The sequence below is a fragment of the Streptomyces achromogenes subsp. achromogenes genome (assembly GCF_000720835.1).
Classification (GTDB): domain Bacteria; phylum Actinomycetota; class Actinomycetes; order Streptomycetales; family Streptomycetaceae; genus Streptomyces; species Streptomyces achromogenes.
The window spans coordinates 1-22,518 of record NZ_JODT01000025.1; the positions used below are offsets into that span (position 1 = coordinate 1).

Genomic DNA, 22,518 nt, shown 5'->3' on the forward strand with positions numbered 1-22,518 from the left:
GGGTGTGGCCGGGCGGCGGGGCGAAGCCCTGCGGGGCGGGGGCGGGGGCAGGTTGCGGGGCCGGGGCGGGCTGCGGGGTTGCCTGGGCCGGCGGTGCGGCGAACGCGGGGGGCGTGGCCTGGGCGGGCGGGGCGAAGCCGGGGACCGCGCCGGGCTGCGGCTGCTGCGGGGCGGCGGGGGTCTCCTCCTCCACCTCGCCGCCGAAGTTCTTCAGCAGCGCCTCCAGGCCGCCGTCGAAGCCCTGTCCGACCGCGGCGAACCGCCATCCGTCCTTGAAGTAGAAGTCACCGAGCATCACGGCCCGCTCGGTGGAGAACTCCGAACCGTCGAAGGAGTACCGCGCGACCTCCTCGCCGCCCGCCACGATGCGCAGGTACCCGGGGGCTACCTGCGACATCTGGCCGGCGCCGTCGATGGTCGCCGTGAAGGACAGCTTGCGGATCCGGGAGGGGATCTTGTCGAGCGTGACCCGGAAGGACTCGGTGTCGCCCGCCTGCGCGCCCAGCAGCTGGATCGATTCCTCGGGCGACTTCGGCTGGTTGAAGAAGACGAAGTACCGGTCGTCCGAGAGCCGTTCGTCGGCGTCCAGGCCGAAGCAGCTGATGTCGAAGGTCAGACCGGGAGCCGAGATCTGCACGCCTACGTACAGATCCGTGCCCGGCGTGAGGTCACTGATCCTGGCCTTGTGGCCGCGTTGGAATTGCCTGGCCATGCGTTACGACCGTCCCCCATCCCGAGTGTGAGTGCGTCGCGCCAGGCTAACGGCAAAGACCGACAGCACCGCCGAAGGGGCCTGGTCGGTACAGAGCCGGTACACAATCACACCCGGCCACGGACACGCGGGTGCGCGGAGGGGGCGAAAGGCGCGGACCCCGCGAGGTCCCGGTCACGTCGGGGGCGTCGGCGGACAGGGCGTCAGGTGTCCCGTTCGCCGCGCGCGCCCGGCACGTGCGGCAATCGTGCCGCCGCGACGACCCCTTCGAGGTAGCCGCGGGCCCGCTCGGTGCGCGGATAGGACTCCAGCAACCGCCAGAAGTCGGGGCCGTGCCCGGGGACCAGCAGATGCGCCAGCTCGTGGCAGAGCACGTAGTCCACGACGTACTCGGGCATGCCCTGGAGGCGGTGCGAGAGCCGGATGCTGCCCTCGGCGGGGGTGCACGAACCCCAGCGGGTGTTCTGGTTGGTGACCCAGCGCACGGAGGCGGGCCGGGCGCGGCCGGCGAAGTACTGGGCCGACAGCCGCTCGGCGCGCTCGGCCAGCTCGGCGTCGCCCAGCATCTTCCTGCTCTCCTGGGCGGCGAGCTTGTCGAGCATCACGGTCACCCAGCGCTGCTCCTCCGCCTCGGACATCCGGGCGGGGATCAGTACGACGGTGCGATCGCCCTCGCGGTACGCGGAGACCGTGCGACGGCGCCGGGCGCTCCTGCGAACCTCGATCGCGCTCGCTCGCGAGCCGCCGGGCGGCTGGCTCGTCGTGCTGCGCTGTGGTTCACCGGCGCGGTACAGAGGGTCGGCGGGCACGCCCCGACGTTACCCGGTGGGCGCGGGCAAAGTCCCGGCTCCGGGAGGGTTCGCCGCCGATCCCCCACCATGTGTTTGATTCGTACGATCGCTCCGCCGATCTTGTTGGCCCATGTTCATCCCGCCGTCGGGCGGTGACGCTCCTGACGCGCGGACGGTGACACGCCTGATGTGCCGGGCGGTGACGCGCCTGATGTGCGGGCGGTGACGCGCCTGATGTGGGGGCGGTGACGCGCCTCATTCGTACGACTAACCCGCCGGCCTGTGGATAACTTTCGGCGCCCGGCGGCGGGCCCGGGCATGCTGGCAGGCGTCGGCGGATCGTGACCGGTTCCGCAGGCGAAGGCGCGGTCCGGGTCTCCCTTCCGCTCTTTCCCGCTTCTTCCACTGTGAGTTTTCTCAACGGGTACGGGGGTCTGGCATGCATCCGAGGGTGAAGCCCGCGCTGCGGCGCGGCTGGCGCGACCGCGGCACCGTGCAGTTCGGGATGACCCCGGCGCACGCGGTGACGCTGGGTCCGGTGGACCCGGCGACGGAGGGCCTGCTGAAGCTGCTCGACGGCACCCGCGGGCTGGCCTCGCTGCGCGCGGAGAGCAGCCGGGCGGGCGTGCCGGCCGCCCGGGTCGACACCCTGGTGGCCCGGCTGGCCCGGGCGGGACTCGTCGACGACGCCCGTGGCGGCGGTCCGGCCGCGGACGCGCTGCGGGAGCGGCCGGACGTCCTCGACCGGCTGCGCCCCGACCTGGCCTCGCTGTCCCTCGTCACACCCGAGCCGGGCGGCGCACCGGCCCGGCTCGCCGCCCGGCGCGCGCTGCGGGTCCGGGTGCGGGGTGCGGGCCGGGTCGGCGCTCTGCTGGCGTCGGTGCTGGCGGGCGCCGGCGTGGGCGAGGTCGATGTGCAGGACGTGGGCCGTGTGGAGCCGTGGGACCTGGCGCCGGGCGGGCTGACCGCCGAGTCGCTCGGCGACCGCCGGGACGCGGCGGCGCGGGCCGCCGTCCGCCGCGCCGCACCCGAGCGCCCGCCCCGCCATGCCCACCGCCCGGGGTCGGGCACCGGGGATCCGGGTCTCTCCCTGGTCATCCTCGCGCCCCGGGAGGACATCGCCGTGCACGCCCCGGACCCGCGCGCCACCGAAGAGCTCCTGGCCTCCGGCACGCCCCATCTGTACGCCGGTGTGGTGGAGGGCACGGGCGTCGTCGGGCCGCTGGTCCTGCCCGGCGAGTCGGGCTGCGCCGGATGTCTGGACCTCGACCGCCGGGACCGGGACCCGGTCTGGCCCCGGCTGGTCACCCAGTGGCGTTCCGGCCGGGTCCGCCGGGTCGAGGCCTGCGACCTGGCCCTGGCCACGACGGTGGCCGGTCTCGCGGCGGCCCATGCCCTGGCCTTCCTCGACGGGCGGTCACCGGCCGGTGCGGGCACCCGCTGGGAGGTCTGTCTGCCGGGCCTGGAGTGGCGTGCCCGCCCGGTCCGGCCGCATCCGGAGTGCGGCTGCGGGGCGGTGAGGAGAAGTAAAGGGGAGCGCTCCTCAACCGATGGCGGGCAGCGCGAGACAATGGCGGTGCAACGGCCGTCGACGGAGCGACAACGCGAAGCAGGCGCGGCACGGCCGACTGGGACCTGGAGGGCGTATGTCTGATCTTCCCCGGAAGGCGGTCACCCGTACCGCCAAGCTCGCCGCGCTCCCGCTCGGCTTCGCCGGCCGGGCGACCTGGGGGCTGGGCAAGCGGATCGTGGGCGAGTCCGCGGAGCTGGTCGGCCGTGAGCTGCAACAGCGCACGGCGGAGCAGCTGTTCAAGGTGCTCGGCGAGCTGAAGGGCGGCGCGATGAAGTTCGGGCAGGCCCTGTCCGTCTTCGAGTCGGCGCTGCCGGAGGAGGTCGCCGGCCCCTATCGGGCGGCCCTGACCAAGCTCCAGGAGGCGGCCCCGCCCATGCCGACCCGCACGGTGCACGCGGTGCTCGAGGAGCGGCTGGGGCCTGACTGGCGGGAGCTGTTCGAGGAGTTCGAGGACAAGCCGGCCGCCGCCGCCTCGATCGGCCAGGTGCACCGGGCGGTGTGGCACGACGGCCGCGAGGTGGCCGTCAAGGTGCAGTACCCGGGCGCCGGTGAGGCGCTCCTGTCCGATCTCGGTCAACTGAGCCGGTTCGCCCGGCTGTTGGGCCCGCTCATCCCGGGCATGGACATCAAGCCGCTGATCGCGGAGTTGCGGGACCGGGTCTCCGAGGAACTGGACTACGCCCTGGAGGCCGAGGCCCAGGCCGTGCACGCGGAGGAGTTCGCCGGTGACCCGGACGTGGTCGTCCCCGCGGTGGTGCACCAGTGCGAGCAGGTGCTGGTGACGGAGTGGATCGACGGCATCCCGCTGTCGGAGATCATCGCGGACGGCACCGAGGAACAGCGCGACCGGGCCGGTCAGCTGCTGGCCCGCTTCCTCTTCTCGGGCCCGGCGCGCACCGGCCTGCTGCACGCCGATCCGCATCCGGGCAACTTCCGGCTGCTGCCCGGCGGCCCCGGCGGGGAGGACGACTGGCGCCTGGGCGTGCTGGACTTCGGCACGGTCGACCGGCTCCCCGGCGGCCTGCCGACCCCGATCGGCGTCTCCCTGCGGATGACCCTGGACGGGGAGGCGGAGACGGTCTACGAACTGCTCTGCGCGGAGGGGTTCGTGAAGGAGACCATCGACCTGGACCCGGAGGCGGTCCTGGACTATCTGCTGCCGATCATCGAGCCGGCCCGGGTGGACGCGTTCACCTTCACCCGGTCCTGGATGCGCGGCCAGGCCGCCCGCATCGCCGACCCCCGCTCCCCCGCCTACCAGCTCGGCAAGCGGCTCAATCTGCCGCCGGCCTATCTGCTGATACACCGGGTGACCCTCAGCACCATCGGGGTCCTGTGCCAGCTGGGTGCCACGGTACGGCTGCGGGACGAACTGGAGGAATGGCTGCCGGGCTTCGTGACCGGCGCGGCCGAGGCCGGCCCGGACGAGGAGGAAACCGCGGCGGGGGCGTGATCCGGCGCCCTTCGGGGGGGGTTCGGAACGGGCTCCCGTCGGGGCGCGACGCGCCGCGGGGGCCGGTCCGTTCGGCCGGACCGGCCCCCGCGGGGAGCTTCGCCTCCCGGATCCGGGAGGCCACCGCTACTCAGGTGTTGATCACTGCATGACGGCCATGGCGAGCGCGCGGCGCGCGCGCAGCGAGGCGCGCTCGGCCCGGCGCTGCATCCGCTGGGCGACCGCCAGGCGCATGGCCCGGCGTTCCCGTACGGCGTCATGAAGCCGGTCGTGCATATGCGCACGTGCCAGGGCTTCTTGCATGAGTTGCATCTCACGGTTCCTGTTCTGGCGCGCTTCGGTCGCGCCGGTGGTGGTGGAGTCTGGGGTCGCGGAGCCGGCGGGCTCGCTGGTGGACGGCTTCATCGGGGCCTGCTTCTTGGGGTCGTGCGTGAGGGGGCGATCGATTGTTCCTGCGGTGTTCATGCCGTGACCGGGTTCTTCCGCGGGCGGCCACGCGGCCGCTTCCGGGCGACGACGACTCCCTGGACGAACAGCTCGCCACCCCAGACGCCCCAGGGCTCGCGCCGCTCCTTCGCTCCGGCGAGGCAGGCCTCGACGAGCGGGCAGGTGCGGCACAGGGACTTGGCGTACTCCACGTCCGCGGGCGACTCGGCGAAGAAGACCTCCGGGTCGTAGGAGCGGCAGGGGACGGCTACGCCGAGGTTCTCGATGGCGTCGTCGAGCGCGGTGAGCGTGGTGAGGGGGGTCAAGGCGGAGTCCTCCGTGAGGCCGGGCGGGGGGATCGTTTGCGAAGGCGGTACGGACGGGGCGTGCGCTTCGAGTTGCACGATTGGTCTTCCTCGTCTGTTCGTTCCGGCCGGTTGACCGGGTGGCGGCTTGGTACCGGGTTCTTTTCTTGTCCCGAGGCCCCTTCGCTCCGTCGTCCCGTTCGGGACAAACAGAAGGGCCGCGGATCCCGGATGGGGTTCCGCGGCCCTGAAGGCGCCGGCCTGATCGGCGATCAGGCTGGATCACTCCAGGGTTCTGGCCCACGGAAGGCCCACATCAGGTGGTGCTGCGTCGTCTGCTTCCGGAATCCGGCACCGGCCGCCGCAAAGGCATAGGCGTGCGCCTGTGCCACTGCCGCTTCCAGTGCCTTGCTCGGTCGCTCGTCGCGCTCACGGATGGGAAGACCCGCGAGGGCAACGGAGGACGCCGGACGCACGGCAGAGATGCCGGACAGACCGGTGCCCTGGTTCGAGGCGCCGAGCATGCACGCGGAGACGGCCGAGCGATCGGTCAGTTTGGCCGCGCTGATGGTGCTGAAGTTGATGCTGATCACTGGGCTCGCCTCCTCTCGGCGTCTCAGGGACTGGAGTGAACCAGTCCGCTCGGATATGCAAGTACAACACGGAACCGGGGCCTTAGAGAAGGCCGCTGCTTCCGTGCCTAGAACCTATGGGGATTGCCGGGGCATGCGCAAACTATTTTTTCGACGAGTTCCCCTCAGTCGTCCGCGTCGGCTTCACCAGGCTCTTGACCTGCGCAGATGGCCAGAACATCGGCGCCGTAGCTGCGCAGCTTGCGGCTGAGGACACCAGGGATGCGGGCGAGTTCGGCGGAGGTCTCCGGGCACGCTTCCGCGATGGCCATGAGCGTCCGGTCCGTGAAGACGCAGAAGTCCGGCTGGCCGCTGCGCTCGGCCTGGACCGCCCGCCATTCGCGCAGCCGCTCGTAGAGCCCTTCGTCCATGTCCGAGGGGCAGTCCGCGCAGCGCATCAGCTTCATCTCGCCCGCGTCGGTGAGCGTGCGCCCGCAGACCCGGCAGCGGGCGGGGGTGCGCTGGGTGCGCCGGGGGGCGGCGACGGCACCGGCGGTGAACCCGCGCTCGACTCCGCCGCCCGTGCCGGAGCCGGTGTGCCCGACGGTGGGGGTGGTCCCGGGGCGCAGGCCGTCCAGGAAGCGGCTCGGTCTGCGGTTGGGGCGACCGCCGGGCGAGCGGGAGAGAGCCCAGGAGACATGGAGGCGTTCCCGGGCGCGGGTGACGCCGACGTAGAGCAGCCGGCGCTCCTCCTCGATCTGCTCGTCCGTGCGGGCGTAGGTGATGGGCATCATGCCCTCGGCGACGCCGACCAGGAAGACGACGTCCCACTCCAGGCCCTTGGCGGCGTGCAGGGAGGCGAGGGTGACGCCCTGGACGGTCGGGGCGTGCTGGGCGCTCGCCCGCTCGTCCAGTTCGGCGACGAAGTCGGCGAGGGTGGCCTTGGGCCGGGCGGCGGCGAGGTCGTGGGCGAGACCGACCAGGGCGGCCAGGGATTCCCAGCGCTCCCGGACGGCACCGGAGCCGGCCGGTGGCTCGGTGGTCCAGCCCTCGCCGGACAGCACCGCCCGCACCTGCGAGGGCAGGTCCACGGCGTCGTCCAACAGGGAGTCGTTGCCGCCGAAGCGGGCCGCGCCGCGCAGGGCGACGCCGGCCTTGCGGACCTCGGGCCGGTCGAAGAAGCGCTCGGCCCCGCGCAGCTGGTAGGGGACCCCGGCGTCGGCGAGCGCCTGCTCGTAGGTCTCGGACTGGGAGTTCGTGCGGAACAGCACGGCGATCTCGGCGGCGGGGACGCCGGCGTCGATCAGCTCGCGGATGCGCCGGGCGGCGCCCTCGGCCTCGGCGGGCTCGTCGGTGTACTCGGTGTAGACGGGCTCGGGTCCCGGGGGGCGCTGGGAGACGAGTTCCAGCCGGTGTCCGGCGGCGCGGCCCTTCGCCTGGGCGAGCAGGCCGTTGGCGAGGCGCACCACCTGGGGGGTCGAGCGGTAGTCACGGACCAGCTTCACGACCGTGGCCCCGGGGTGCCGGACACGGAAGTCGAGCAGATGATCGGGGGTTGCTCCCGTGAACGAATAGATCGTCTGGCTGGCGTCGCCGACGACACACAGGTTCTCCCGGTCGCCGAGCCACAGGTCCAGCAGCCGCTGCTGGAGGGGGCTGACGTCCTGGTACTCGTCCACGACGAAGTGCTGGTACTGCGCGCGGACCTGTTCGGCGATGTCGTGCCGGTCCTGGAGGACGGCGACGGTCAGCAGCAGGACGTCCTCGAAGTCGATCACGGCGCGGGCGCGCTTGAGGTCCTCGTAGGCGGCGTAGAGGTGGGCGATCTCGGCCGGGTCGCGGGGCGCCTCCCGACCGGCCTTCGCAGCCGCGTACGGATAGTCGGCGGGGACGGTCTGGGTGACCTTGGACCATTCGATCTCGGCGGTCACGTCCCGCAGCTCGTTGCGGTCGAGGCGGGTGCCCAGGGAGGCGGCGGCGTCGGCCACCAGCTGGATCTTGCGGTCCACCAGCCGGGGCATGGAGCCACCGATCGCTTTCGGCCAGAAGTACTGGAGCTGGCGCAGGGCGGCGGAGTGGAAGGTGCGGGCCTGGACCCCCTGGGCGCCCAGCTGGCGCAGCCGGCCGCGCATCTCTCCGGCGGCGCGGTTGGTGAAGGTGACGGCGAGCACGCTGGACGGCTGCAGGATGCCGGCGCGCACCCCGTAGGCGATGCGGTGGGTGATCGCCCGGGTCTTGCCCGTGCCCGCTCCGGCCAGCACGCACACCGGACCGTGCAGGGCGGTGGCCACCTCGCGCTGCTCGGGGTCGAGCCCTTCGAGCACCGCGTCGGGCGACTCCGGTACCCGCGGGAAGAGGGTGGAATGCGTTGCTGCTGTCACACCGCCATGCTGCCAGGTCGCCAGGGACGGCTGTGCGAGTTGTCCACAGGCGGGAGCTCGTAGTCGTACTGATTACAGGCTGATCGTCGTACTGATGCGGCGGGCATCACACCGAACGCGCCGAAGGGGGGCGGGGGGGCATACCCCGGCCGGGAATGAGGCTCCGCTCGCCCGTGTTCTCCTTCGCGACGAGATTTTCCGAGCCGTGCGAGGAGAGCGAGAGATATGCAGGGCACTGTGACGATGTACAGCACGACGTGGTGCGGCTACTGCCGGCGGCTGAAGAGCCAGCTGGACCGGGAGGGCATCGCGTACAGCGAGATCAACATCGAGCAGGACCCCGAGTCCGCCGCTTTCGTGGAGAAGGCGAACGGCGGCAACCAGACGGTTCCGACCGTGCTCTTCCCGGACGGCTCCACGCTGACGAACCCGTCGCTGGCCCAGGTGAAGCAGAAGCTCGCCGCGTAACGCTCCGCGGCTCGCGCCGCGTCGCGCGTGAAGGGCGGCCCCGGCAGGTCCGGGGCCGCCCTTCACGTGTCACACGAAGCCGCGGGTCGGCAGGGGCTTGCCGTACCACATCTCGATCAGCCGGGCCGCGATGGAGATGCCGTAGGGCGGCAGCACCTCGCCGGACTCGAAGGCCGCGTGCAGTTCCTCCCGGGAGAACCAGCGGGCCTCGTGGATCTCGTCGCCGTCGACGTCGATCTCGGTGGACGTGGCGCGGGCCATGAAGCCCAGCATCAGGCTGGACGGGAAGGGCCAGGGCTGGCTGGCGACGTACTCCACCGGGCCGACGGTGACGCCGACCTCCTCGGACACCTCACGGCGCACCGCCTGCTCGATGGACTCGCCCGGCTCGACGAACCCGGCGAGCGTGGAGAAGCGGCCCTCGGGCCAGTGCACCTGCCGGCCGAGCAGGATGCGGTCCTCCTCGTCCGTCACCGCCATGATCACGGCCGGGTCGGTGCGCGGGTAGTGCTCGGCGCCGCAGGCCGGGCAGCGGCGGATGTGACCGGCCGCCGCGATGACCGTGCGCTCACCGCAGCGGGAGCAGAAGCGGTGGGTGCGCTGCCAGTTCTCCAGGCCGACGGCGTGCACCATGAGCCCGGCGTCGCGCGGCGACAGCAGCAGTCCGGCCTCCCGCAGCCCCGCCGGGCGCGCGGACTGGTCGATCCGGCCGGGCAGCGAGTCCTTCTGGAGCGCGAAGTAGCTGACGCCCTCCTCGTCGATGCCGAGGAAATAGCGGTGTGCCTCGGTGAGCGGCGCCTCGAAGGACGGCGTCATGACGAGTTCGGTCCGGCCGTCCGGCGTCTCGTCGATGAGCACCTGGCCGCCGGAGACCACGAAACAGCGGGTCGTGGGGTGGCTCCACGCCGCCGCCAGCCAGGCCTCGTCCAGCCGGTGGTGGGCGGCGCGGTCGATGCCGCTCGGGGCGGTCAGCGAGATGGGTCGGTCGGCTGTGTGGTCGGTCCAGGTGGTCACGTGTGCTTCCAACTCCCCCAGTACAGCGGTTTGCGGCGGGCGGTTCGGCGGGGCGGGACGTGGGCGGGAGGGCACCGGGTCGGGCGCGGGCGGGGCGGGACGGTTCCTCCAGTGTGCCCCGCGCGCGGTGCCCCTCCGTACGGCGCCGGCCGGTCAGGGCGCGGTACGCCAGTTCCGGGCCAGGTCGTCCCATAGGTAGGCGCTGGTCTCGACGCCCTTGAGGAGGAGGTCCAGCTCGACCTTCTCGTTGGGGGCGTGCCAGCCGTCGGACGGGACGGAGATGCCCAGGAAGAGCACCGGCGCGCCGAGGACTTCCTGGAGGTCGGCGGCGGGTCCGGAGCCGCCCTCGCGCGTGAAGCGGACCGGCTTGTCGAAGGCGCGGCCCATGGCGCGGACCACGGACCGCAGCGCGGGGTGGTCGAGCGGGGTCAGGCACGGGCGCGTGGCCGAGCCGAAGACGGTCTCGCACCGGATCCCGGCGGGCACCTGCTCGGCGACCCACGCGCGGACCGCCTTCTCGATGTGGTCGCGGTCCTGGCCGGCGACCAGCCGGAACGACAGCTTCACCATGGCCGTGGCCGGGATGATCGTCTTGCTGCCGGGGCCCTGGTAGCCGCCGCCGATGCCGTTGACCTCGGCGGTGGGCCGGGCCCAGACGCGCTCCAGGGTGGTGTAGCCGGCCTCGCCGTGCGCGGCGTACGACTTGGCGGTGCGCAGCCAGCGCTCCTCGTCGAAGGGCAGCTCGGCGAACAGCTCGCGCTCGCGGTCGGTCAGCTCCACGACGCCGTCGTAGAAGCCGGGTACCGCCACGCGCCCGTGCTCGTCGTGCAGGGCGGCGACCAGGCGGGCGGCGGCGGTGGCCGGGTTGGGCACGGCACCGCCGAAGGAGCCGGAGTGGATGTCCTGGTCCGGTCCGTGGAACCGGATCTCGCACTCGGCCAGGCCGCGCATGCCGGTGCACACGGTCGGGGTGTCCTCGGCCCACATGCCGGTGTCGGAGACGATCACGGCATCGGCGGCGAGCCGGTCGGCCCGCTCCTCCACCAGCGCCCGGAAGTGCGGGGAGCCGGACTCCTCCTCGCCCTCGATCAGCAGCTTGAGGCCGACGGCCGGCGTGGTGCGGCCGGTCGCGGCGAGGTGGGCGCGGACGCCGAGTGTGTGGAAGAACACCTGGCCCTTGTCGTCGGCCGCCCCGCGCGCGTAGAGGCGGCCGTCGCGCACGACCGGCTCGAAGGGGTCGCTGTCCCAGCCGTCCTCGCGGGCGGCGGGCTGGACGTCGTGGTGGCCGTAGACCAGAACCGTGGGGGCCTGCGGGTCGTCCGAGGGCCACTCGGCGAAGACGGCGGGGGCGCCCGGGGTCTGCCAGACCTCCACGGTGGGGAAGCCGGTGTCCTTGAGCTTGCCGGCGAGCCACTCGGCGCTGCGCCGTACGTCGGGCGCGTGGTCGGGCCGGGCCGACACGGAGGGAATGCGCAGCCACGCGGCGAGGTCGTCGAGGAAGGCGGCGCGGTGCTGCTCGATGTACGTGCGGACGGCGCTGTCCGGGGTCTGGCTCATGCTCCGAGCCTATCGGCCCGCACCGACAACCTCGGCGGGCGGTTCGTCACACTCAGCTCGCCTCCCGTGTGCTCTCCGTCTCACCCGTCAGCAGCCGCTCCAGCGCGGCCCGGCCCGGCAGGCCCTCGGGGCGTACGACCTCGCCGGTGCGCACGTACAGGAAGGCGGCCGTGACCGACTCCGGCGGGACGCCCTGCTGCTCGGCCCAGCCGAGGCGGTACACGGCGAGCTGGAGCGGGTCGGCGGTGCGGGTGCGGCCGGTCTTCCAGTCGAGGATCTCGTACGTCGTCTCGTCGCCGTCGCCGTTTCTGTAGACGGCGTCGATGCGGCCCCGGATGACACGGCCGGCCAGGGAGATCTGGAAGGGTGCCTCCACCCGGTAGGGCGTGCGCCGGGCGTACTCGGTGCGTTCGAAAGCCTCCTTCAAGGCTTCGAGGTCGTGTTCGTCGGCGATCTCGGCGTCGCCGCCGGGCAGCTCGTCCGGCTCCAGCAGGGGCAGGGTCAGCTCCTCGAAGCGGGCCTCGACCCAGGCGTGGAACCGGGTGCCCCGGCGTGCGGCCGGCTGCGGGGGGCGCGGCATGGGGCGCGCGAGTTCCTGTGCGAGCCCGTCGGGGTCCTCGGCGAGCCGCAGCAGCTGGGACGCGGTGAGCGTGACGGGCAGGGGGACCTCGGTGACGGCCTGCCGGGCGCGCAGCAGCTCTCCGGTGAGCGCGTCCAGGTCACGGTCCCAGGAGGCGATGGTGCGGGCCTCCTCCGGGGTGAGGCCGGTGCCGGGCCGCGGGGCGGCGGTCCGGGGGCGGTCCTGCGGGGCGGACGCCTGGTGCGGGACCAGGCCGGTGGGGCCGTCCGGGGCGGAGGTGTCGACGGGGGCGGGGGTGCCGGCCGGGAGGGTCTCGCGCGTCCGGCCGTCGTGCGCGTCGCCGTCGGGCTCGTGGCCGTAGGGCGGCGGGTTGTCCTCGCGGGGGATGTCCTCGTACGGGTCGCCGTCGTAGTCGCCGTCGTACGGGTCGCCGTAGGGGTCGTAGGGGTCTTCGTACGGCTCTTCGTCGTACGGGGCGTCGTACGGCTCCTCGCCGTAAGGCCCCTCGTACGGGCCGTCGTCCGGTGGTGCGGGCCAGTCCGGGTGTTCGTCGCCGGCGGGGTCGTGCAGGGCGGGGCCGGGGCCCTCGGGGCGGGCGGCGAGGGCGTCCAGGTGGGCGAGGACGGTCCGGGCGGCGGCGCGGCGGCGGGCCAACGCGCCGGCGTCCAGCGGGAGCGGCCACACCTGGTCGGCGTCGGCCGTGCGCAGGGCGGGGTTCTCCGCGTCCTCGGCGGGCTCCTCCGCCCACGCCTCGATCTCGCCGTACCCGGCGGCGCAGTGGTCGTACAGGGCGGTCAGGAAGTCGGAGGGGCCGCGCTTCTTCTTCTGGCTGGGTCCCCACCAATGGCCGGAGCCGAGCAGGAGCGAGCGGGGGCGGGTGAAGGTGACGTAGCCGAGACGCAGTTCCTCGGTGTGCTGGTGGTCCTTCATGGCCTCGTGGAAGGACTTCACGCCGCGCGCGTCCCAGCTGCCGACGTCGGGCAGGGTGTCGGTGTCGCCGCGCAGGGCGTGCGGCAGCACCTTGGCCTGGGCGGTCCACTTCTCCCGGCCCTGGGCGCTGGGGAAGGTGCCGGTGACGAGGCCGGGGACGGCCACGACGTCCCACTCCAGGCCCTTGGACTTGTGCGCGGTGAGCACCTTGACGGTGTTCTCGCCGCCGGGCAGCGCGTTGTCGAGACCCTTCTCGTACTGGGCGGCGGTGCGCAGGAAGCCGAGGAAGGCCAGCAGGGTGGCCTCGCCGTCGCTCGCGGCGAAGGACGCGGCGATGTCCAGGAAGTTGGACAGGGTCTCGCGGCGCCGGGCGGCCAGCGCGTGCGGGGACGCCGACAGCTCCACCTCCAGGCCGGTGACGGCGAGCACGCGGTGCAGGACGTCCATCAGCGGATCGGACAGCGAGCGGCGCAGGTCGCGCAGCTCGGCGGCGAGATGGGCGAAGCGCACGCGCGCGTCCGCCGAGAACGGCAGCCCGTCGTCGTCCCCGTCGCCCTCGGCCGGCGTTTCCAGGAAGGTGTCCAGGGCGTCGGCGAGCGATATCACCTCGGCCGGGTCGACGCCCTCGACGGCCGCCGCGAGCCTCCGGTCGGGGTCGTCGGTGGCGTCCACGCGCGCGTGGGCGACCAGCAGGCGGGCCCGGCGGCCCAGCAGGGCGAGGTCGCGGGGGCCGATGCGCCAGCGTGGTCCGGTCAGCAGCCGCACCAGGGCGGCGTTGGCGCCGGGGTCCTGCAGCACCTCGCAGACGGCGACGAGGTCGGCGATCTCGGGCAGGTGCAGCAGCCCGGACAGGCCGACCACCTCGACGGGGATGTCCCGGGCGACCAGGGCGCCCTGGATCTCGGCGAAGTCGGTCGCGGTCCGGCACAGGACGGCGATCTCGCCGGGTGGCGTGCCGGTGCGCACGAGGTGGGCCAGGGAGTCGGCGATCCAGTCGATCTCCTCGGCGTGGGTGGGCAGCAGGGCGCAGCGGACCGTGCCGTCGTACTCGGCGCCGGGCGCCGGGCGGAGGGCCTCCACGCCCGCGTGCATCGCGCGCAGGGGCGCGGCGAGGCCGTTGGCGAGGTCGAGCAGGCGCCCGCCGCTGCGGCGGTTCTCGCTGAGCGCCTGCCGGGCGGCGGGCCGTCCGTCGGCGCCCGGGAAGTGGTCGGGGAAGTCGTCCAGGTTGGCGACGGAGGCGCCGCGCCAGCCGTAGATGGCCTGGCAGGGGTCGCCGACAGCGGTCACCGGGTGGCCGGTGCCGCCGCCGAACAGGCCGGCCAACAGCACGCGCTGGGCCACGGAGGTGTCCTGGTACTCGTCCAGGAGGACCACGCGGAACTCCTCGCGCAGCAGGCGGCCCACCTCGGGGATGCGGGCGAGGCGGGCCGACAGGGCGATCTGGTCGCCGAAGTCGAGCAGGTCCCGCCGTCGTTTCTCGGCTCGGTAGCGCTGGACGAGCTCGGCGAGTTCCCGGCGGGCGGCGGCCGTCTCCGGCACCTTGCGCAGGTCGGCGTTGGTGAGCTTGGCGCCCTCCAGGGTGCGCAGCAGGCCGGCGTCCCAGGCGCGCAGTTCCTCGGGGTCGACGAGGTGTTCGGCGAGTTCGGAGTCGAGGGCGAGCAGGTCGCTGACCAGGTCGGCGAAGGAGCGGGTCAGCGCCGGGTACGGTCCCGGGGCCTCGCGCAGGACGCGCGCGGCGAGCTGGTAGCGGGTGGCGTCGGCGAGCAGCCGGGAGCTGGGTTCCAGGCCGATGCGCAGGCCGTGATCGGTGAGCAGGCGGCCGGCGAAGGCGTGGTACGTCGAGATGACCGGCTCGCCCGGCGGGTTGTCGGGGTCCAGGGAGTCGGCGTCGGTGACCCCGGCCTTGATCAGCGCCTTGCGGACGCGCTCGGCCAGCTCGCCCGCGGCCTTGTTGGTGAAGGTCAGGCCGAGGACCTGCTCGGGGGCGACCTGTCCGGTGCCGACCAGCCAGACCACGCGGGCCGCCATCACCGTGGTCTTGCCCGACCCGGCTCCGGCCACGATCACCTGCGGGGCGGGCGGCGCGGTGATGCAGGCCGTCTGCTCCGGGGTGAACGGGATGCCGAGGAGCTCCTTGAGCTGCTCGGGGTCGGTGATATGGGCGGACATGTCGAAAGAGGCTAGCGGCGGGGACTGACAATCGGGCGCCGCCCGGTGACCCGGGATGGGAAACTCGCAGGTCAGCGCGAGTGGTGGGGTGCGTCACGCTCGCCGCGAGGCGCTCATTCCACCGCGAGGTGCTCATTCCACGACGTGCCGGCCCTCCGGACGCGCGCTGCACGAGGCGCGGAAGGCGCAGTGTGCGCAGTGCTGGCCGGCGCTGGGGGTGAACCGCTCGTCGAGGACCTTGCCGGCGGCCGTGGCCAGCAGCTCCCCGACCCACTCCTGCGCCGTCGGCTCCTGCGTCTGGACCTTGGGCAGGCTGTCTCCTCCGTCGCGCTTGGCGGCGCCCTGGCGGAGGTGGACCAGTTCGGCGCCGCCCGGTTCGGGACGGGCGCCGTCGAAGGCGGTGTCGACGGCGCCTTCCCGGATGGCGAGCTGGTAGACGGCGAGCTGGGGGTGGCGCTCCACCTCGCGCGCGGTGGGCGCCTGCTTGCCGGTCTTGAAGTCGACGACGTAGGCCCGGCCCGCGGTGTCCTTCTCCACGCGGTCCATCTGGCCGCGGATGCGCACCTGGTATTCGCCCGCTTCGAGGGTGACGTCGAAGTCCTGCTCGCTGGCCACCGGGGTACGGCCGGCCCGGTCCAGCACATGCCAGTTCAGGAAGCGTTCGAGCGCCACGCGCGCGTGCTCCTTCTCCTGCCGCGACTTCCAGGGCGCGTCGAAGGCGAGCGCGTTCCACACCGAGTCCAGGCGCTCCATGAGGACGTCGAGGTCGGCGGGGGTACGGCCGGAGGCGACCTCGTCGGCGAGGACGTGCATGACGTTGCCGAAGCCCTGCGCGGTGGTGGCGGGGGCGTCGGCCTTCACCTCGCGGCCGAGGAACCACTGGAGCGCACAGGTGTTGGCGAGCTGGTCGAGGGCGCTGCCGGAGAGCACCACGGGCTGGTCCCGGTGGCGCAGCGGCACCTTGCTCTCGGTCGGCTCGTACATGCCCCACCAGCGATAGGGGTGCGCGGACGGCACCAGCGGGCGGCCGTCCTCGTCGGCGAGCGCGGCGAGCCGGGCCAGCCGGCGGGCGGCGGCCTCGCGCAGCGCGGCGGACACGCGCGGGTCGACCGTGGTGGCGCGCAGCTCGGCGACGAGCGCGGCGACGGACAGCGGGCGGCGGGGGCGCCCGGTGACGTCCTGGGGCTCGACGCCCAGCTCGGTCAGGAACCGGGACGGCTGGTCGCCGTCGTCGGCCGGGGCCTTCACGGCGGTGACGACGAGCCGGTCACGCGCGCGCGTGGCGGCGACGTAGAACAGCCGGCGTTCCTCGGCGAGCAGCGCGCCCGGGGGCAGCGGCTCGGCGAGGCCGTCGCGGCCGATGCGGTCGGCTTCCAGCAGCGAGCCGCGGCGCCGCAGGTCGGGCCACAGGCCCTCCTGGACGCCGGCGACGACGACCAGCCGCCACTCCAGGCCCTTGGAGCGGTGCGCGGTCATCACGCGGACGGCGTCGGGGCGTATCGCGCGGCGCGTGAGCGTGTCGGCGGCGATGTCCTCGGCCTCGATCTCCGCCAGGAAGTTCAGGGCGCCCCGGCCGCCGGTGCGCTCCTCCGCGCGCGCGGCGGTGGCGAACAGCGCGCACACGGCGTCCAGGTCCCGGTCGGCGTTGCGGCCGGCCGCGCCGCCACGCCGGGCGGCCCGCTCCAGGCGCCCCGGCCACGGTGTGCCCTCCCACAGGTCCCACAGCGCCTCCTCGGCGGTGCCGCCGCCCGCGAGGCGTTCACGGGCCTTGCGCAGCAGCGCGCCGAGTCGCTGCGCCCCGCGCGCGTACGCCGGATCGTGCACGGCCAGGCGCTCGGGCTCGGCGAGCGCCCGCGTGAGCAGCTCGTCGGAGGGCGGCGGCAGCGGGTTCCCGGCGGCGCGCTCCTCCTCGCGCAGCGCCCGGCCGAGGCGGCGCAGATCGGCCGCGTCCATGCCGCCCAGCGGGGAGGTGAGCAGGGTGAGGGCCGTCTCGGTGTCGAGCCAGGGGGCGTCCGGACCCGGTTCGGCGGCGTCGGTACGCGGCTCGCCGGTGCCTCCGGCGGCCGGTCCGGTCGCGGTGGCCTGCTCTTCCTCGGCTGCCGACCCGGCCTGCTCCAGACGCCCGGTCCCCTTGGTACGCCCGGCTTCCCCGGTGGGTTCAACCTCCTCGGCACCCTCGGCTTCCCCGGCGGCTTCAACGTCCCCGGCACGCCCGGCTTCCCCGGCGGGTTCGACCTCCACGGCACGCGCGGTCTCCTCAGCGGACGACGCGCTGTCCCCCGTACGCGCGCCTTCACCTGGAGACGGCGCGCTCTCGTCGGTACGCCCACCCGCCTCCGAGCCGTCGGCCGGCCGCTCGGCCCGCCGCCGCGCCTCCGCCGTGGCGACCGCGCGCAGCGCCGTGAGCAGCGGCGCCACCGCCGGCTCGTGCCGCAGCGGCAGATCGTCGCCGTCGATGTCCACGGGGACACCGGCCGCGGTGAGGGCGCGGCGCAGGCTCGGCAGGGTGCGGGAACCGGCACGTACCAGGACGGCCATGTCACTCCAGGGGAGACCGTCCTCCAGGTGCGCGCGGCGCAGGATGTCGGCGATGTTGTCCAGTTCGGCGCCCGCCGTCGGGTACGTGTGGACCTCGACCCGGCCGCCCTCCCGTACGGGGGCCGGGTCACGGTGTGCGCGGACCTTGTCCGCGGGCAGCCGGGTCAGCGGCATGCGCCGGGTGATCAGGCGGGTAGCGGCCAGCAGGGCGGCGCCGGAGCGGCGGGCGGTGCGCAGCACCTCGACAGGGGCGGGACGGCCGTCCGCGCGCGGGAAGGCGGCCGGGAAGTCGAGGATGCCGTTCACGTCGGCGCCCCGGAAGGCGTAGATCGACTGGTCGGGGTCGCCGAACGCGACCAGGGTGCGCCCTTGGCCGGCCAGGGCGTGCAGGAGCCGGACCTGGGCGGGGTCGGTGTCCTGGTACTCGTCGACGTACACGGCGTCGTACTGGGCCGCGAGCCGGGCGGCGGTCTCCGGGTGCCGGGCGAGCAGGACCGCGCGGTGGACCAGTTCGGCGTAGTCGATCACGCCCTGGAGGTCGAGGGTGTCGAGGTACTCGGCGAGGAACGCGGCGGCGGCCCGCCAGTCGGGGCGGCCGATGCGGCCCGCGAAGGCGTCCAGGGCCTCCGGGCCGAGTCCCAGCTCGCGGGTGCGGGCGAGGACGGCGCGGACCTCGTCGGCGAAGCCCCGCGTGGTCAGGCAGGCGCGCAGTTCGTCCGGCCAGCGCACATGGGTCAGGCCGAGCCGCTCCAGTTCCGGCTGGCCAGCGAGCAGCTCGCGGACGGTGACGTCCTGCTCGGGGCCGGACAGCAGGCGCAGCGGCGTGGTGAACCGGTCGCTGTCCTGGTGGGCTCGGACCAGGGCGTAGCAGTAGGAGTGGAACGTGGTCGCCCTGGGCGCGCGGGCGGCGCCCATGCGCAGGGCCATGCGGTCGCGCAGGTCGACGGCGGCCTTGCGGCTGAACGTGAGCACCAGGATCCGCGCGGGGTCGCCGCCCCGGGCGATCCGGGCGGCCACGGACTCCACGAGGGTGGTGGTCTTGCCGGTGCCGGGGCCGGCCAGGACGAGCAGCGGGCCGCTTCCGTGGTCAACCACGGCGCGCTGCGCCGCGTCCAGACGAGGGGGATCCGCGGCGGGCGGCGGGGTACGGACCAGTCGGTAGGCGCCACGCCTCCCCTGTCGCACCGAGGGGTGCGACAGGCGCCTGGTGGACGAAGAGGAGCTCACGTGATCGGCCGGTCCTGGTGGTTGTGCTGGCGGGCGGGCGGTCACGCGCGCGAGGCGGTGACCGCGGGGTGAGGGGGACACGAGCCGCCGACGCTACGCCGACGCTCCGGGCGGAAGCAGGGCTTCCGATCCGTCTCGTCGGGCGCTCGGGTCGTCCGGCCGGGTGTTCGAGTCGTCCTGCTGGACGCTCGGGCCACGCGTATCCCACCCCTCACGAACGTACGGCATGCCACGGACGTCCCCGATGTCACCCGAACGGGCCACGGGTCTGCCCTGGCTGCATCCGATGGCGGAAGCTGTCAGGTGTGACCCTCCGCGTCCGCACCGCCGTCCCAGCGGGCCCGTCGCATGTCGAGCCGCGGCAGATGACCCTGTGCCGTCCGGCCCGCCTGCTTCAGCGGGGTGCCCTCCGCGCGGTAGTGCGCCAGCGCGCTCAGCTCGTGTCCGGGCAGCAGCGCGCCGTCGGCACGTACGACCCGCCACCACGGAACGGCGCCCCCGTAGAGGGCCATCACCCGGCCGACCTGGCGTGGGCCGCCCTCCTCCAGCCACTCGGCGACGTCGCCGTAGGTCATGACCCGGCCCGGCGGGATCCGCTCGGCGACCTCCAGCACCCGCTCGGCGTACTCCGGCAGCGCGTCCGGGTGCCCCGTGCGGGCGTCTTCGGGTGGGCTCTGCTCGCTCATCCACCCCATCCTGCCGCACCGCGCCGGCAACCCGGCGGGGTGCCGGGGCGACGGCGCTCTCGCCCCCGGGCGGCGCTTCGGGCAGACTGTGCGCCCGCGCATCCGCACCCTGATGCCCCGGTGTGTCGGTGGGGCATGCCACCATCGTGCGGGCGGTGACTGGTGATACGAGACCAAGAAGAGACCATGGACGAGCAGGGCGCGCACCCCGACAGAGCGGCGGGCACCCCTGCCGCCTCCGCGCACCCGGACACCCCCCGCGCGGGCGAGACCGGCACCGGCGCGCGGCGGGACAACACCGGTCCGCCCGAGAACGACGCCGTACGTGAGGACGACAGCGCGGCCGAGGACACCGGCCCGCCCGAGGACGACAGCGCGCGTAAGGACGACAGCGCGCGCGACGACGCCCCTGGCGAGGACGAGGGCACGCGCGCGCGTGGCGTTGACGCGGCCCCCGAGAAGGCCCCCGGCGCGGAGAACCCCCGCCCGGACCGCCCGCCGTACGACGACGACCCGCACGCCGAGCGGGTGGCGGTCGACGAGCCGCTGCTCCCCGCGCGCGTGCACCGCCCCTCCGACCTCATGCGGCTCCTGGTGGGCGTCCTGGCCATCGTGGTGCTCCTCGCGATCGCCGCGTTCGCGCACGGCACCACCTCGGGCTTCGAACAGGACATCAACAAGGGCACCGGGCAGGCCCCGGATCTGCTGATCAAGATCGCGGGGCTGGCCTCCAGCATCGCGATCCTGCTGGTGCCGGTCGCCTTCGCCATCGAGCGGCTGGTCAAACGGGACGGGCTGCGCATCGCCGACGGCGTCCTGGCCGCCGTCCTGGCCCACGGAGTGACGCTCGCCACCGATCTCTGGGTGGCCCAGGCCGCCCCGGACTCGATCCAGGAGGCGCTCACCCAGCCCTCGCCGGGTGATATCCACGCCCTGACCGACCCGGTGCACGGTTATCTGGCGCCCGTGATCGCCTATATGACGGCCGTCGGCATGTCCCGCAGACCCCGATGGCGCGCGGTGCTGTGGATCGTGCTGCTGCTCGACGCGTTCTCGATGTTGGTCACCGGCTACACGACCCCCTTCTCGATCATCCTCACGGTGCTGATCGGCTGGTCCGTCGCCTACGGCACCCTCTACGCGGTCGGCTCCCCCAATGTCCGCCCCACCGGCCAGACCCTGATGGCGGGCCTCAGGCACGTCGGCTTCCACCCCGTCAGCGCCGCCCGGGAGGACGCCTCGGAGTCCGAGAGCGGCGACCGGGGCCGGCGCTATTTCGTCGCCCTGGAGGACGGCCCGCCGCTGGACGTCACGGTCGTCGACCGGGAACAGCAGGCACAGGGGTTCTTCTACCGCGCGTGGCGCAATCTGACCCTTCGCGGCTTCGCCACCCGCTCCAGCCTCCAGTCGCTGCGCCAGGCGCTGGAGCAGGAGGCGCTGCTGGCGTACGCGGCGATCGCGGCCGGCGCAAACGCGCCCAAGCTGATCGCGACCTCCGAACTCGGCCCCGACGCGGTGATGCTCGTCTACGAGCACACCGGGGGCCGCACCCTGGACTCGCTCGCCGACGAGGAGATCACCGACGAGCTGCTGCGCAGCACCTGGCACCAGGTGCGAGCGCTGCAGTCCCGGCGCATCGCGCACCGCAGGCTGGCCGGTGACGCGATTCTGGTGGATCGTTCCGGCAGGGTGATCCTCACCGAGCTGCGCGGTGGCGAGATCGCGGCCGGGGAACTGCTGCTCCGCATGGACGTCGCCCAGCTGGTCACCACGCTCGGCCTGCGGGTCGGCGCCGAGCGCGCCGTGGCCTCGGCGGTCGGGGTGCTCGGGCCGGACGCGGTCGCCGACTGCCTGCCGATGCTCCAGCCGATCGCGCTGACGCGCTCCACGCGCGCGACGCTGCGCCGGCTGGCCCGGGAGCGGGCCCAGCGCGAGCGCGAGGCGGTGCTCGAAGCCTCCCGGCAGGCCAAGCAGGCCCGTCTGGAAGAGGTGTCCGGGACGGCTGGGGCAGCCGCCGGAAAGCCCGACAAGAAGGCCGTACGCGCCGAGCAGCGCGCGGAGAAACGCGCCATCGACGAGGCCCTCGAGGAAGCCCGCGAGGAGGATCTGCTCACCCAGATCCGGCACCAGGTGCTGCGGATCAGGCCCCAGGCCCCCGTGGAACCGGCCCGTCTGGAGCGGGTCCGGCCGCGCACGCTGATCAGCTTCATCGCCGGTGCGATCGGCGCGTACTACCTGCTGACGCAGCTGACCCATATCGAGTTCGGCACGCTGTTCGCGCAGGCCCAGTGGGGGTGGGTGGCCGCCGCGGTGCTGTTCTCCGCGCTCAGTTACGTCGCCGCGGCGATGGCGCTGCTGGGGTTCGTACCGGAGCGCGTGCCGTTCCCGCGGACCGTGGCCGCGCAGGTCGCCGGGTCGTTCGTGAAGATCGTGGCACCGGCCGCGGTCGGCGGGGTGGCCCTCAACACGCGCTTCCTCCAGCGCGCCGGCGTGCGCCCGGGGCTCGCGGTGGCGAGTGTCGGCGCCTCGCAGCTGTTCGGGCTCGGCTGCCACATCCTGATGCTGCTGTCCTTCGGCTATCTGACCGGCACCGAGAAGACGCCGTCGCTATCGCCGTCCCGTACGGTCATCGCGGGCCTGCTGACCGTGGCCGTCCTGGTCCTCGTGGTCACCTCGGTGCCGTTCCTGCGGAAATTCGTCGTCACGCGCGTGAGGTCGCTGTTCGCCGGTGTCGTACCGCGCATGCTCGACGTGCTCCAGCGGCCCCAGAAGCTCATCACCGGCATCGGCGGCATGCTGTTGCTGACCGCCTGCTTCGTGATGTGTCTGGACGCCTCCATCCGGGCCTTCGGCGACGGCTCGGTGTCACTGAGCATCGCCAGCGTCGCCGTCGTCTTCCTCGCCGGCAACGCGCTCGGTTCAGCGGCCCCCACCCCCGGTGGCGTGGGCGCGGTCGAGGCGACCCTGACGGTCGGCCTGATCGCCGTGGGCCTGCCCAAGGAGGTGGCCGCCCCGGCCGTCCTGCTGTTCCGGCTGCTGACCCTGTGGCTGCCGGTGCTGCCGGGCTGGCTGGCCTTCAACCACCTCACCCGCAAGGGAGCGCTCTGAGCGCGCGGTGATGTAGCCCGGACGGCCC

Annotated in this window: 15 protein-coding genes; 4 read left to right on the plus strand and 11 right to left on the minus strand. The window is 73.7% G+C overall.

Going from position 1 to position 22,518, the window contains the following annotated elements; genetic code table 11:
• Together IH25_RS0124765 and IH25_RS0124770 are read right to left on the minus strand one after the other, a co-directional pair.
• A partial coding sequence (locus IH25_RS0124765) for a TerD family protein (protein ID WP_030614665.1) occupies positions 1-712 on the minus strand: 712 nt, incomplete at its 3' end.
• A 203-nt stretch (positions 713-915) separates the two neighbouring features.
• On the minus strand, positions 916-1,521 hold the full coding sequence (locus IH25_RS0124770; protein WP_078844392.1) for a M48 metallopeptidase family protein: 606 nt from the start codon (positions 1,519-1,521) through the stop codon (positions 916-918).
• A gap of 421 nt (positions 1,522-1,942) precedes the next feature.
• Between IH25_RS0124770 and IH25_RS0124775 the strand changes: the two genes are divergently transcribed.
• Positions 1,943-3,157, plus strand: coding sequence for a TOMM precursor leader peptide-binding protein (locus IH25_RS0124775; protein ID WP_030614671.1), 1,215 nt, complete (start codon positions 1,943-1,945; stop codon positions 3,155-3,157).
• Entirely contained in the window at positions 3,150-4,529 is a 1,380-nt protein-coding gene (locus tag IH25_RS0124780; protein ID WP_030614674.1) for an ABC1 kinase family protein, read from the plus strand. The genes IH25_RS0124775 and IH25_RS0124780 overlap by 8 nt, the downstream gene beginning before the upstream one ends.
• A gap of 141 nt (positions 4,530-4,670) precedes the next feature.
• On the opposite strand, the gene IH25_RS0124785 is transcribed toward IH25_RS0124780, so the two are convergent.
• From IH25_RS0124785 to IH25_RS0124800, 4 genes are all read right to left on the minus strand, one after another.
• Positions 4,671-4,994, minus strand: a complete 324-nt coding sequence (locus tag IH25_RS0124785) for a hypothetical protein (RefSeq protein WP_030614676.1) — start codon at positions 4,992-4,994, stop codon at positions 4,671-4,673.
• Positions 4,991-5,359: a WhiB family transcriptional regulator gene (locus IH25_RS0124790; protein ID WP_030614679.1), complete on the minus strand. Its 369-nt coding sequence runs from the start codon at positions 5,357-5,359 to the stop codon at positions 4,991-4,993. Before IH25_RS0124790 ends, IH25_RS0124785 begins: the two co-directional genes overlap by 4 nt.
• A gap of 173 nt (positions 5,360-5,532) precedes the next feature.
• Positions 5,533-5,853, minus strand: a complete 321-nt coding sequence (locus tag IH25_RS0124795) for a hypothetical protein (protein WP_030614682.1) — start codon at positions 5,851-5,853, stop codon at positions 5,533-5,535.
• A gap of 164 nt (positions 5,854-6,017) precedes the next feature.
• Positions 6,018-8,213, minus strand: a complete 2,196-nt coding sequence (locus IH25_RS0124800) for an ATP-dependent DNA helicase UvrD2 (RefSeq protein WP_209445367.1) — start codon at positions 8,211-8,213, stop codon at positions 6,018-6,020.
• A 225-nt stretch (positions 8,214-8,438) separates the two neighbouring features.
• Here IH25_RS0124800 and IH25_RS0124805 point away from each other — a divergent pair, with 225 nt between their 5' ends.
• Positions 8,439-8,681, plus strand: a complete 243-nt coding sequence (locus IH25_RS0124805) for a mycoredoxin (RefSeq protein ID WP_030614688.1) — start codon at positions 8,439-8,441, stop codon at positions 8,679-8,681.
• A 69-nt stretch (positions 8,682-8,750) separates the two neighbouring features.
• Here IH25_RS0124805 and nudC read toward each other — a convergent pair whose 3' ends face one another.
• From nudC to IH25_RS0124830, 5 genes are all read right to left on the minus strand, one after another.
• The gene (gene nudC / locus IH25_RS0124810; protein WP_030614690.1) at positions 8,751-9,695 is read right to left on the minus strand and encodes an NAD(+) diphosphatase; all 945 of its coding nucleotides are present in this window, start codon (positions 9,693-9,695) and stop codon (positions 8,751-8,753) included.
• Positions 9,696-9,848: 153 nt separating this feature from the next.
• Positions 9,849-11,252: a dipeptidase gene (locus IH25_RS0124815; RefSeq protein WP_030614693.1), complete on the minus strand. Its 1,404-nt coding sequence runs from the start codon at positions 11,250-11,252 to the stop codon at positions 9,849-9,851.
• A gap of 52 nt (positions 11,253-11,304) precedes the next feature.
• The gene (locus IH25_RS0124820) at positions 11,305-14,931 is read right to left on the minus strand and encodes a UvrD-helicase domain-containing protein (RefSeq protein WP_030614695.1); all 3,627 of its coding nucleotides are present in this window, start codon (positions 14,929-14,931) and stop codon (positions 11,305-11,307) included.
• 132 nt (positions 14,932-15,063) lie between these two features.
• The gene (locus IH25_RS0124825; protein ID WP_030614698.1) at positions 15,064-18,696 is read right to left on the minus strand and encodes an ATP-dependent DNA helicase; all 3,633 of its coding nucleotides are present in this window, start codon (positions 18,694-18,696) and stop codon (positions 15,064-15,066) included.
• A gap of 299 nt (positions 18,697-18,995) precedes the next feature.
• A complete protein-coding gene (locus IH25_RS0124830; RefSeq protein WP_030614702.1) occupies positions 18,996-19,382 on the minus strand; it encodes an MGMT family protein in 387 nt (128 codons plus the stop codon).
• A gap of 186 nt (positions 19,383-19,568) precedes the next feature.
• Here IH25_RS0124830 and IH25_RS0124835 point away from each other — a divergent pair, with 186 nt between their 5' ends.
• On the plus strand, positions 19,569-22,490 hold the full coding sequence (locus tag IH25_RS0124835) for a lysylphosphatidylglycerol synthase domain-containing protein (RefSeq protein ID WP_030614706.1): 2,922 nt from the start codon (positions 19,569-19,571) through the stop codon (positions 22,488-22,490).
• Positions 22,491-22,518: the final 28 nt, after the last annotated feature.